Annotated in this window: 11 protein-coding genes and 1 riboswitch; all 11 genes read left to right on the top strand. The window is 56.4% G+C overall.

Annotated features, from left to right (window positions below; genetic code table 11):
* Window positions 1-306 precede the first annotated feature (306 nt).
* Entirely contained in the window at window positions 307-1,401 is a 1,095-nt protein-coding gene (ctaC, locus tag A37O_RS0108645; protein ID WP_018297111.1) for an aa3-type cytochrome oxidase subunit II, read from the top strand.
* A gap of 18 nt (window positions 1,402-1,419) precedes the next feature.
* A complete protein-coding gene (ctaF, locus tag A37O_RS0108640; protein WP_018297110.1) occupies window positions 1,420-1,851 on the top strand; it encodes an aa3-type cytochrome oxidase subunit IV in 432 nt (143 codons plus the stop codon).
* Between the two features lie 570 nt (window positions 1,852-2,421).
* The gene (gene ctaE, locus A37O_RS0108635) at window positions 2,422-3,042 is read left to right on the top strand and encodes an aa3-type cytochrome oxidase subunit III (protein WP_018297109.1); all 621 of its coding nucleotides are present in this window, start codon (window positions 2,422-2,424) and stop codon (window positions 3,040-3,042) included.
* Window positions 3,043-3,093: 51 nt separating this feature from the next.
* A complete protein-coding gene (qcrC, locus tag A37O_RS0108630; RefSeq protein WP_018297108.1) occupies window positions 3,094-3,939 on the top strand; it encodes a cytochrome bc1 complex diheme cytochrome c subunit in 846 nt (281 codons plus the stop codon).
* A complete protein-coding gene (gene qcrA, locus A37O_RS0108625) occupies window positions 3,936-5,156 on the top strand; it encodes a cytochrome bc1 complex Rieske iron-sulfur subunit (RefSeq protein WP_018297107.1) in 1,221 nt (406 codons plus the stop codon). Before qcrC ends, qcrA begins: the two co-directional genes overlap by 4 nt.
* Window positions 5,156-6,775, top strand: coding sequence for a cytochrome bc1 complex cytochrome b subunit (qcrB, locus tag A37O_RS0108620; protein WP_018297106.1), 1,620 nt, complete (start codon window positions 5,156-5,158; stop codon window positions 6,773-6,775). The genes qcrA and qcrB overlap by 1 nt, the downstream gene beginning before the upstream one ends.
* 438 nt (window positions 6,776-7,213) lie before the next feature.
* Window positions 7,214-7,411, top strand: a riboswitch (cyclic di-AMP (ydaO/yuaA leader).
* Window positions 7,412-7,421: 10 nt separating this feature from the next.
* A complete protein-coding gene (locus A37O_RS0108615) occupies window positions 7,422-8,177 on the top strand; it encodes a C40 family peptidase (RefSeq protein ID WP_018297105.1) in 756 nt (251 codons plus the stop codon).
* A 218-nt stretch (window positions 8,178-8,395) separates the two neighbouring features.
* Window positions 8,396-9,460, top strand: a complete 1,065-nt coding sequence (locus A37O_RS16505) for a C40 family peptidase (protein WP_018297104.1) — start codon at window positions 8,396-8,398, stop codon at window positions 9,458-9,460.
* Complete coding sequence (locus A37O_RS16500; RefSeq protein WP_018297103.1) at window positions 9,461-10,615, top strand: glycosyltransferase family 4 protein; 1,155 nt, start codon at window positions 9,461-9,463, stop codon at window positions 10,613-10,615.
* Between the two features lie 11 nt (window positions 10,616-10,626).
* Window positions 10,627-11,637 carry an ROK family protein gene (locus tag A37O_RS0108600; protein WP_018297102.1) on the top strand — a complete coding sequence of 337 codons (1,011 nt, stop codon included), beginning with the start codon at window positions 10,627-10,629 and terminating at the stop codon, window positions 11,635-11,637.
* The gene (locus A37O_RS0108595) at window positions 11,630-12,373 is read left to right on the top strand and encodes a lysophospholipid acyltransferase family protein (RefSeq protein ID WP_018297101.1); all 744 of its coding nucleotides are present in this window, start codon (window positions 11,630-11,632) and stop codon (window positions 12,371-12,373) included. Before A37O_RS0108600 ends, A37O_RS0108595 begins: the two co-directional genes overlap by 8 nt.
* Window positions 12,374-12,455: the final 82 nt, after the last annotated feature.

Genomic DNA, 12,455 nt, shown 5'->3' with positions numbered 1-12,455 from the left:
CGTTTTGTTACCTCCGAGTTTGGTACACCTTTAGCCGGTCCCCATAAGGGGGCCAACTTAAGGTTGATGACCCTACTGTCAGATGTGACGTGGGCTACTGGATATTGGGATTGAGTAGTAGCGACCTGCGGATGTTGTGCCCTTATCCTGTGGTGGAGCTCAATCGGGTGGGTCATCCGAAAGTAGGGGAGTCGATTGATCTGCCGAACTGAAACATGTCTGAGAGTTCAGTGAACTATCCTGAGAAGGTAGTAATGCTCGAATTCTGATTCGAGACGTGTTGTGTGGACAGGAAGGTAGACACACGTGGAAAAGCGAAACAATCGTGGCTTCGCGCGAAAGTTGGGCGTTGTAGGCGCCGTTGCGTTGGGTGGCTTAGCTCTCGCGGGCTGTGAAGTGGCACCTCCAGAAGCTCTCTCTAACGTTTTGGATATGGGTTGGCCGGATCCGGTCACCCCAGAAGGCCAAGGCATGTACAACTTCTGGGTATGGATCTGGCTCGCAGCTTGGACAATCGGCATCATCATGTGGAGCATCTTCCTCGTGGCCATTTTCCGCTGGAACCGCAAGCGCAAGGAGCGCCTGGGCGAGGGTGAATTCCCGAAGCAGCTGCAGTACAACATTCCGCTTGAGCTGGTTTTGACGATTACCCCAATCGTTATCGTGATGGTGATCTTCTTCTTCACCGTCCAGACGCAGCAGAAGGTGATTGCAAACGACAAGAACCCAGAGGTCGTTGTCGATGTCACCGGTTTCCAGTGGAACTGGAAGTTCGGCTACGCCAACGTCGGCGGTGACTTCACTGCAAACGGCCAGGATTACGAAGGTTCGGATGCTGAACGTCAGGCCGCTGCAGATGCAACGCGTTACGACGATGAAGATCTGCCGAACGCGAACCCAATTCACGGCCAGTCCAAGGGTGACCAGTCGTACCTGAACTTCAACCAGATTGAGACCCTCGGCTCCACCGAGGAAGTTCCAGTCCTGGTTCTGCCTACGAATACTCCAATCGAGTTCCGTCTGGCATCCGGCGACGTCTCTCACTCCTTCTGGGTTCCAGAGTTCCTGTTCAAGCGTGACGTTTACTCCCACCCAGAGGTGAACCAGCAGGAGCGTTCCTTCCAGATCGAAGCTATCGAAGAAGAAGGCGCTTTCGTTGGTCGCTGTGCTGAAATGTGTGGTACCTACCACGCAATGATGAACTTCGAGATTCGTGCAGTCTCTGAAGAAGCATTCGCTGATTACATGCAGTTCCGCATCGATAACCCAGAAGCCGCGAACTCTGAGGCTCTTGCGTCGATCGGTGAGGCACCATTCGCAACTTCGACACACCCATTCGTGTCGGATCGTACCGGTACCCGCGAGGGCGGTAACTACGTTGACAACAACGAGCCGGCATAGGAAGGGTTAGGTAATAAAATGGGACCAACATCAAAACTGTTTTACGGCCTCGCAGCCTTCATGGCTGTAGTCGCTGTCATCTACGCACTCGGCACTAGCTGGATTTCCGATGACGCTTACCTGTTCGGCTTTGAGTGGGCTGGTGGCGTGGCCATCATCCTGGCTACCGTAATGGCCCTCATGGTTGGTGGATACCTTCACTTCACTGAGCGTCGCATGGACGTCGTTCCAGAAGACTGGGAAGAAGCTGAAGTTGAAGACGGCGCTGGCGTCCTGGGCTTCTTCGCACCAAACTCCATCTGGCCTTTGGCCATGGCTGCTTCGATCTTCGTTCTGGGCGCAGGCATCGCATTCTGGCAGCTATGGATGGTCGTCTTCGGCGCAGTCCTGCTGATCTGGACGACTGCAATGCTCAACCTGCAGTACGGCATTCCACGCGAGAAGCACTAACCTGCTTGGGTCCTAGAACCTGCGGCGGGAACGCCTCCTGAGACACACCCGAGGGTGGAACTCTTATCCAAGAGTTCCACCCTCGTTTTTGCTTTTCCATGGCGATTGGGGAACGGTCCAATACCACAGAAAACGCGAGTACGTGCGGAAATGGGAAAAGAATTCGACGATATTTGATTGTCGGCGGGGGTAGAAAATTCCATGGAGGACGTGATGTTCCAAGGGAGAGGGGTCAACCGAAAGTATGGTTCCAGGAGATTTCAGATTTTCGGGAACTGTGACATCACTCTCAACGGTTTAACGAAACTAAGGCGTCGCGGCCGGGGTCGGTTGGTCACTTTTAGCCAAAAATCTTGCCGCGTAGGGGAGTGGATTTCGATTGGTGCAATTGACCAGCAACAACGTACGTCGAAAATAAGACAAAAAAGTTCCCGGAAATTAAGACTTATTTAATTGACACTTTTGTGAGCTATAAAAGCGCAGGTACTCGTCTTGACTCACATAAAGCTCCAAAAATTTGCGGGGGTAAACGAGGTGACTTTCAGGTCTTTACCAGCCATACTGTTAGACGTGACGAGCGCAATTTCTAACCAAAATACGGCTGCGCAGCAACAGCGTGTGCCCGTGCTGAACCGACCAAATATGGTCAGCGTGGGTACCATCCTGTTCCTGTCGCAGGAGTTGATGTTCTTCGCCGGACTTTTCGCGATGTACTTCACATCGCGTGCGAACGGTATGGCAACAGGGGACTGGGCGGAACAAACCTCCCATCTCAACGTGATTTATGGATTGATCATCACGATCATCCTGGTCTCCTCTTCCGTCACTTCGCAGTTCGGCGTCTTTGCAGCAGAAAGGGGTGACGTATACGGGCTGAGGAAGTGGTTTACCATCACGATCCTTCTCGGTGTTGTGTTCTTGGGCATGGTTGCTTTCGAGTACTACGAGATGATCCACGCTGGAGTAACCATTCAAAGCAGTGTTTACGGTTCGGTGTTCTACATCATTACCGGCTTCCACATGGCACACGTGACAGCGGGCATTATCGCCTTCATTATCATTTTGTTGCGTGTGTCTAAATCGAAGTTCACGCCGGCGCAGGCAACTGCGGCGATGGTGGTTTCCTACTACTGGCACTTTGTCGATGTTATTTGGATCGGCGTTTTCACCGTGCTTTACCTCATCCAGTAGTGGCCATTTACGGCGACTTTCAATTTTTACATAGTCACTAAAGGGAAAAAGATGGATAAGAACCAAAAGAAGGTGCGCAACCGCAAGGTGAAGCGCACCGTCGCTGGCGCAGCCGCTTTGACCGTTGGTCTTACTGGTGCTGGCATCATCGCTTCAGCCCTTACCCCAGACGCACAGGTCGCTACCGCTCAGCGCGACGACCAGGCTCTGATTCAAGAAGGTAAGGATCTGTACGACGTTGCCTGCATCACTTGCCACGGTGCAAACCTGCAGGGTGTCCAGGATCGTGGCCCATCACTCATCGGTATCGGTGAGGGTGCCGTGTACTTCCAGGTTCACTCTGGTCGTATGCCAATGATGTCCAACGACGCACAGGCTGAGCGTAAGCAGCCTCGTTACACCGAGCAACAGTCTCTCGCACTGGCCGCATACGTTGCTGCCAACGGTGGTGGCCCAGAGCTCGTGTACAACGAGGATGGAACTCTTGCAATGGACGAACTTCGTGGCAAGAACTACAACGGCCAGATTCAAACTGAGGACGTGGCTCGCGGTGGCGAGCTGTTCCGTACAAACTGCGCATCCTGCCACAACTTCACCGGTCGTGGTGGCGCGCTGTCCTCCGGTAAGTACGCGCCAACGCTGGACCCTGCTAACGAGCAGGAGATCTACCAGGCGATGCTGACCGGTCCACAGAACATGCCGAAGTTCTCCGATCGTCAGCTCACCGCTGATGAGAAGAAGGACATCATTGCCTTCATTAAGTCGACCAAGGAAACCGCAAGCCCATCCGGCTACGCACTTGGTGGTCTCGGCCCAGTTTCTGAGGGTCTCGCAATGTGGATGATTGGCATTACCCTCGTTGGTGCTGCCGCGATGTGGATTGGATCGCGCTCATGAGCAATGAAGTGAAGAAGAATTACACTGACGCAGAGCTCGACAAGATGAGCGATGCAGAGCTGGCGACCCTAGGTCTCGAGCTCGATGACGTCACCATGGCGTACCGCAAGGAACGTTTCCCAATCGAGAACGATCCTGAGGAAAAGCGCGCGGCGACAAACGTCACCGTGTGGCTGGCACTGTCGGTTATCTTCGGTATCGCATTCCTGGCTGTCTACCTCTTCTGGCCTTGGGAGCCTCGCTTCCACGGTGATGAGGGTTTGGGTCTGTACACCGCATACACCCCACTGCTCGGCCTGACCTCCGGTATCGCGATCATTTCGCTGGGTATCGCTGTTGTTCAGTACGTCAAGCGCTTCATTCCTGAAGAGGTTGCCGTACAGAACCGCCACGATGGACTTTCCAGCGAGGTCGACCGTCGTACCACCACTGCTCTTCTGAATGACGCGTGGGATACTTCCACACTGGGTCGTCGCAAAGTGATCAAGGGCCTGCTTGGCGGCTCCGGTCTGCTGGCGGGCTTGATCATCATTGCCCCAATGGGTGGCATGATCAAGAACCCTTGGCGCGAAGGCGAAATGACCTACAACGGTGACGGCACCCTGTGGACCTCCGGCTGGCACCTCTTCGATCAAGGCACGAAGCTGTACCTTGCTCGCGATACCGGTGCTATTGCTGAAGAGCACACTGGTGAGTCCGGCACTCACTTCACCACCACGGGTGTTTCCCGCTTGGTCCGCGTTCGTCCTGAGGACATCGCGGCAGCAGGTATGGAAACCGTCTACCCACTGGCTGAAGAAGATGTCAACGATGGCAACGATTACGATCCATCCCGCGATGTGTACACCAACCACATGCACTCGATTCACGGACCTCGTAACTCCGTTATGTTGATCCGCCTGCGTAGCGACGACGCTGCCAAGGTCATCGAGCGCGAAGGTCAGGAAGACTTCCACTATGGCGACTACTACGCGTACTCCAAGATTTGTACGCACATTGGTTGCCCGACCTCTCTGTACGAAGCACAAACCAACCGTATTCTTTGCCCTTGCCACCAGTCGCAGTTCGACGCGTTGCAGCACGGCAAGCCAGTCTTCGGTCCTGCAGCTCGTGCTTTGCCACAGCTGCCGATCACGATCGACGAAGAGGGATACCTTATCGCCAGGGGCAACTTCATTGAGCCTCTCGGCCCGGCATTCTGGGAGCGTAAGTCGTAATGAGCACAAAACTCGGAAAAACCGCGAATGCAGTAGATTCGCGCTACACAATTGCAGGCTTTCTGCGCCCACAGCTGAATAAGGTTTTCCCAACCCACTGGTCGTTCATGCTCGGCGAGGTTGCACTGTACAGCTTCATCATCTTGCTGTTGACGGGCATCTACCTGGCACTGTTCTTCGACCCTTCGATCACGAAGGTCATCTACGACGGTGCTTACCTGCCACTCAACGGTGTTGAGATGTCGCGTGCCTACGCTACAGCGTTGGATATTTCCTTCGATGTTCGCGGTGGTCTGTTTATCCGTCAGATGCACCACTGGGCTGCACTGATGTTCATGATGTCCATGGTTGCGCACATGATGCGTATCTTCTTCACCGGTGCGTTCCGTCGCCCTCGTGAAGCGAACTGGATCATCGGTTGTACCCTTGTTCTTCTGGGCATGGTCGAAGGCTTCATGGGCTACTCCCTGCCAGACGACCTCCTCTCCGGTGTCGGCCTGCGCATTATGTCCGCGATTATCCTGGCTATCCCAATCATCGGTACCTGGATTCACTGGGCTATCTTCGGCGGCGACTTCCCATCGGATCTGATGCTGGATCGTTTCTACATCCTCCACGTGCTGGTTCTCCCAGGCCTGCTCCTGGCACTGATCGCAGCTCACGTCCTCTTGGTTTGGTACCAGAAGCACACCCAGTTCCCTGGACCGGGTCGTACCGAGAACAACGTTGTCGGTGTCCGTATTCTCCCGGTCTTCGCTACGAAGGCTATTGGTATGGGTTTGCTCGTCTTCGGTGTCCTTGCCGCGATGGCTGGTTTGACCACCATTAACGCGATCTGGAACCTCGGACCGTATAACCCGTCCCAAGTTTCTGCCGGTTCGCAGCCGGATATCTACATGCTGTGGACAGATGGTGCTGCTCGTGTCATGCCTGCGTGGGAGCTCTACCTGGGTAACTACACAATCCCTGGTGCGTTCTGGGTCGTGATCATGGCTATGGTCATGGTGATCCTGCTCTTCGCTTACCCATGGATTGAGAAGAAGGCAACGGGCGACAACGCTCACCACAACCTGTTGCAGCGTCCTCGCGACGTTCCAACCCGCACCGGTATCGGTGTCATGGGCATCGTCTTCTTCCTGCTGTTGACGCTCTCTGGCGGTAACGACCTGTTCGCGTACCACTTCCAGATTTCGCTGAACGCAATGACCTGGGTGGGTCGTATCGGTCTGATCATCCTGCCTCCGCTGGCATACTTCATCACTTACCGCATCTGTGTTGGTCTGCAGCGCTCTGACCGCGAGGTCTTGGAGCACGGCATCGAGACTGGCGTGATCAAGAAGCTGCCAAACGGTGCATTCGTTGAAATCCACCAGCCATTGGCTACAGACGCTGAAGGCAATGCAATTCCACTGGAGTACACCGGTGGCCGCGTTCCTAAGCAGATGAACCAGCTCGGCTACGCAGACAATGAGGGATCCGGTATCTTCTCCGCAGATGATCCTGAGATCACTTCTCGTCGCGCACAGATCAAGCGTGAGAACCATCACGAAGAAATGCGTGCACTCGCAGCTCTCGACGAGGAAAACCGTCGTCGCGACATCGAGTCCGGCCGTGACTAAGATCTGTTAGAAATAGCGCTCACAAAACGCGCCTCGCACTTAGTGTGAGGCGCGTTTTTGCGTTCATGCCTACCTATCAACCAGTCACGGAGAGCGAGCGGTTCGCGATGACTTGTGATGAATGATGTAGATGTGACAACTTTTTGTCGTAAGTGATTAAGATCACACTATGTCGCCAGGGCGGTTATGTGGCCAGATTTGGGTCCGGTTTTGGTATTTAGGTGCACAAAATGGTGTTAGGGAACCTGCTGGTTAGCGGAATGTTTTGGTGGCAATGTTCGGAGTTTTGCCAGGGTAGTGCAAATTGCGTCCCAAATGAACTCGGAATGGTTTCATATAAATAACGGGATGATAACGGCCGCGTCGTTGGACAAACCTTGTTGCGCTTTCGTAACCTAATTGAGACCTTGCGGCCAAACGGTACGCACGGAACCAACTGAACATATATTGCCGAACTCATCCGATTCGCTTGGCCAATGTCAATGTGAGCGGGGAGACCGGGGAACCACAGAGTTTATCTGGGGCGAAGACGCTACGAGGGTGGCCGGATCCGATATCCGTTGCCATGGAGTAGTCGAAGGTTATTTCCGAAACCTAGCCCGTCAGCTAACTCGGTAGGCGCTATAGGAAGATATGGAGAACATTCGTGGGACAGCACCGTCGCCTGAATAAGAAGACCGCACGCAACATCGCTGCAGTATCTGCAGTCGCACTGAGCACCACCCTCTTGGTACCAACTGCAGCAAACGCTGCTCAGGTCACCGTACCTGGCACCAACTTGAGCTCGGAAGTTCCTGGCATCGAGAACATTGCGGGCATCGCTAACATCCCAGGCATCGAGCAGTGGATCCCTTCCCTGGCTGGCCAGTCTGACAACAGCAACGTCCAGGCTGCTATCTCCCAGGTTCGCCAGATTCCAGGCGCAGCTGCTGTGCCAGGATTCACCGAGTGGCTCAACGGTGTTGAAGCGCAGGTGGCACCTGCTACCTACGAGGCAGCTGCAACCGCTCCAGCGGCACGCGCATCCGTTCCAGCACCTGCACCTGTGGCACAGCAGTCCTCCGGTCAGCAGATCGTGAACATTGCACGTTCCAAGATTGGCTCCCCATACGTCTATGGTGCAGCGGGCCCTAACTCCTTCGACTGCTCCGGCTTTACCTCTTGGGTTTACGCACAGGCTGGCAAGTCCATCCCACGTACCTCCCAGGCACAGGCATCTGCGGGTCAGACCATTCCCCGCAGCCAGATCCAGCCAGGCGACATCATCGTTTACTACGGTGGCGCTTCCCACGTTGGTATCTACGCTGGCAACGGCACCATGATCGACGCACTGAACTCGGGCTCCCCAGTTGCAGAGCGCCCAATCGATTACATGCCAATCCACTCCATCGTGCGCTTCTAATTTCATCGCACGTTATGCCCTGGGCCTCCGCATTGAGCGCCCGGGGCATTTGTGATTAACAACACCAGACATTCATTAGATAACGGTTTAGTTACGCTTGTTATACGACTTGGCAGCAGCTAAAGTTGCTACCGTCAAAGCATGACTTTCGCCTCTTCGGCCTGGCAGGATCACTGAAATCCTCGGCTAAGGGGCGTGTTATATGAGGAGATTTACCCGTGGGAAAGCACCGCGCAACCAGTCGTCGTTACGCTCTTGTTGCTTCTTCTGTCGCGACGGCAGTTGTTGCAGGCACCATCGTCGTTCCCGCCCAGGCGGATGAGGTCGATGATCTGATTCAAGAGATGGAAGCGATCTCGCAGCAGGCCGGCGCCAAGAACGAGGCAGTCAAGCAGCTCGAAATTGAAATCGAGCAGGCACAGGGCAAGCTCGACGCCCTCGGCTCCGAGGCTGCCGCAGCGAATGCAGCTGTCCAGGATGCCAACAAGAGCCAAACCGGCTTCCAGGGTGACGTCGATGGCATCGCAGCCTCGAAGTACCGCAATGTTCAAAATGACTCTCTGGTGACCACGATGGAGTCGGGTAACCCTCAAACCGTCATTGACCGCGCTGCGTACCTCGGCGCTATTTCCCGCAACACCGAGCGCACACTCGGCGAGCTGCAGGACGCCACTCTCACGGCAGCGGATCGTGCCAACGCGGCCAATATCGCCGTTGTCGAGGCCGAGTTCTACCGCAACCAGCTTGATGCTAAGTACACCAAGCTGGACCAGGAGCGGAGCTCCCTGGAATCTCAGGTGACCGACATGGAGCAGCGCATCGATTCGCTGAGCGAAGAGCAGCGTCGCGCCTGGGAGGAAAAGGACAACCCTATCGAGGTTCCTAACCCGGCGATCGAGATGCCTGGGTCTTCCACTGATGCGCCAGCAGGTGCTTCGGCAGCGGCATCGTCCGCAGTCTCCGCGGCACTTTCCAAGCTCGGCTCACCTTATGGTTGGGGCGCAGCTGGTCCCGATGCTTTCGACTGCTCGGGCCTGATGTACTGGGCGTACCAGCAGCAGGGCAAGTCCATTCCTCGTACTTCCCAGGCCCAGCTGGCCGGCGGACAGTCGGTGTCGACTTCCGATCTGCAGCCAGGTGACATCATCGGCTACTACCCAGGTGTCACCCACGTGGGCATGTACATCGGCAACGGACAGGTTGTCCATGCATCCGACTACGGTATCCCGGTACAGGTCGTTCCATACGACTCCATGCCGATTCAGGGCGCATCCCGCTACTAAATGGCCACGCTGCTCGTTACGAATGATTTCCCGCCCACGGTTGGCGGGATTCAGTCGTATCTTAGAGACTTCGTCTCCACCGTCGCACCTGAGCGGATTATCATTTTTGCCTCCACTCAAGATGCCGCGGAAGCGCAGCAGTTCGATGTGAACTTCCCCTACGAGGTCATCCGCTGGCCCCGCAAGGTCATGCTTCCCACTCCCGCGACGGCCCGGGCCATACAGAAAATTATCCGCGAGCGCGGCATTGATACAGTCTGGTTCGGAGCAGCCGCCCCGCTGGCCGTGATGGGCTCCGCCGCACGCGCAGCAGGGGCCACACGCGTTGTCTCCACGACCCATGGGCACGAAGTCGGGTGGTCGATGATCCCCGGGGCCAGACAAGTCCTCTCATTGATTGGGCGCTCTTCGGATGTTGTCACCTACATTTCGGAGTACACGCTCAATCGGTTCCGCAACGCGGTGGGTACACAGCCGGACTACGTCCGGCTGCCATCTGGCGTTGATACGGAGTATTTCCGTCCCGCCACCGCACAGCAGCGAGCGCAGACTCGCGAAAGGTTTGGGATCGGGGAACGCCCGTTGATCGTGTGTGCCTCCCGGCTGGTTCCGCGCAAGGGCCAAGACCAACTCATTCGCGCGATGACAGCGGTGACCAAGAATTTCCCGGATGCCCAATTGGTCATCGTGGGCAAGGGCTATTACGACGCGACACTGAAAGCGTTGGCCAAGGAGCTTCCCCACAACATCACTTTCACGGGTGCTGTACCACGGGACGATCTGCGCGACCTTGTCGCTGCAGCCGATATCGCATCGATGCCGTCGAGGACGAGGGGAGGAGGCCTCGATGTCGAAGGCCTCGGCATCGTCTACCTCGAGGCGCAGGCCTGCGGAGTGCCCGTCGTTGCGGGCAACTCCGGTGGATCTCCAGAAACTGTCACCCCGGAGACCGGCATCGTCGTGGACGGAAATAACCAACGCGAGTTAGAAGAAGCTTTGCTGGGGCTTCTGGGAGACGCCCCTCGTCGCGAAGCGATGGGTGCCGCCGGCCGACGCCACGTCTGCGAGCAGTGGACCTGGGATCATCTGGGCAAAAAGCTCAACCGGGTGTTAGAAGGTGAGGCTGCGGAAGCGGTCGAGCCCGGCGACGTATAGGCTTAATCGCTATGTCTACCCCCTCATCTTCAGGCGGTGCGCTCACCGTCGGCTTCGATATCGGCGGCACGAACACACGCGCCGGCGTTGTCAACGACCGCGGAGAAATCCTGGCACGAGCGTCGGACCGCACCCCGGAGACCTCGGAAGAGATGGTGCGCACCATCGTTTCGCTTATCGACGAATTGCGCTCCTCCTTTGACATCTCTGCCGTTGGCGTTGCTGTAGCGGGATTTTTGGACCGCGACTGTGAGATCGTGCGTTTCGCACCGCATCTGCCGTGGCGCGACGACGCTCCAGTACGCGCGATCCTCGAGGAGGCGACGGGACTGCCGGTCCGCCTAGAACACGACGCCAATGCCGCAGCGTGGGGAGAGTTCCGCCACGGCGTGGCCAAGGACGTAGATACCTGGGTGTTTTTTGCTCTCGGCACCGGTATCGGCGCGACGCTCATGATCGACGGCGAAATCTTCCGGGGCTCCTTTGGTACCGCACCCGAGTTCGGCCACATCACCGTCGTCCCTGGTGGGCGTGCGTGTTCGTGCGGCAAGCGAGGCTGCCTAGAGCGCTACGCTTCCGGCACGGCACTCGTCGATACGGCGATGGAGATCGCCACCCGGGGTGGTTTCGAAAACACAAAGTTGTACCGCCGGGTCGTCGGAAAGCGTGCTTCGGGCAATGACGTAATGAACGCGGCGCGCGCAGGGGATGCACTGGGCGTTGCGACGATTGAAGAATTCGCGACCTGGCTCGGTCAGGGCCTTGCCATGGTCTCGGACATCTTGGACCCCGAGCTGATCGTCGTCGGAGGTGGCCTAAGCGCGGACTCCGATCTCTATCTCAACCAGGCCTCTGAGGTCATGGGCAAGAATATTGTCGGAGCTGGATACCGACCGCTTCCGCGGGTGATTCGCGCGGAACTGGGCCCCGAGGCGGGTATGATTGGTGTCGCTGATCTAGCCCGAGAAGATACACGGCAGCGTACTCGCCAGCGGAACGACCAAGGAGAAACAGATGCATAATAAGTGGTACTGGCTGTATAAGTACGTCCTCCTCGGCCCAATTGCGCGTGTGTGGAGCCGCCCTAAATACGTCGGCGGAGAGAATGTTCCCATGGAAGGCCCGGCCATCATGGCCTCGAACCACCAGTCGGTCTATGACTCTTTCGCGTTCCCACTCGTGTGCCCTCGCCAGATTGTATTCCCGGCGAAGAGCGAATATTTCACCAAGCCCGGCCTGAAGGGTCTTTTCCAGAAGTGGTTCTTCTCCTCGGCGGGACAGATCCCGATCTATCGTCAGTCGGAAAGCGCGGGTGACGCACTGACAGAAGCCGCCACCAAGGTCTTCGAGGATGGCGGCCTGTTTGGCATCTATCCCGAAGGAACCCGCGCCCCGGATGAGCGGATCTACAAGGGACGTACCGGCATGGCGCGTGTGGCCATGGCGAGCGACGTTCCAGTTGTGCCCGTCGGCATGCTAAACACGGGCAAGGCCAACCCGATTGGCACCACCCTGATTCGCCCAGTCAAGGTTGAAGTCCGGATTGGAAAGCCCATCCATCCTCGGGAGTGGGCGAAAGAAAATGGCTACGACCCGGACTCTCGTGAGGTCATGCGTCCATTCACGGACTATGTCATGCACGCCCTTTCGGAGCTGACCGGTTATCCCTATGTGGATGCGTACGCCTCAGACGTGAAGAAGTCGTTGGAAGCAGGCAAGGGCTATCCGGCGGGTACCGAGCCGGACCTTAAAGCCTAGCTTGAGAGTTGTGTGAGACACTTTCCCCTCAAAGTGTTTGGGTTCGAGTCCCTGAACAGGTAAGATAGACATCGTTTGCAAG

Origin of the sequence: Corynebacterium lubricantis DSM 45231, assembly GCF_000379425.1 — a bacterium.
Taxonomy (GTDB): Bacteria; Actinomycetota; Actinomycetes; order Mycobacteriales; family Mycobacteriaceae; genus Corynebacterium; species Corynebacterium lubricantis.
The sequence above is the reverse complement of the archived record's forward strand: the minus strand, read 5'-3'. Positions and strand labels throughout refer to the sequence as shown.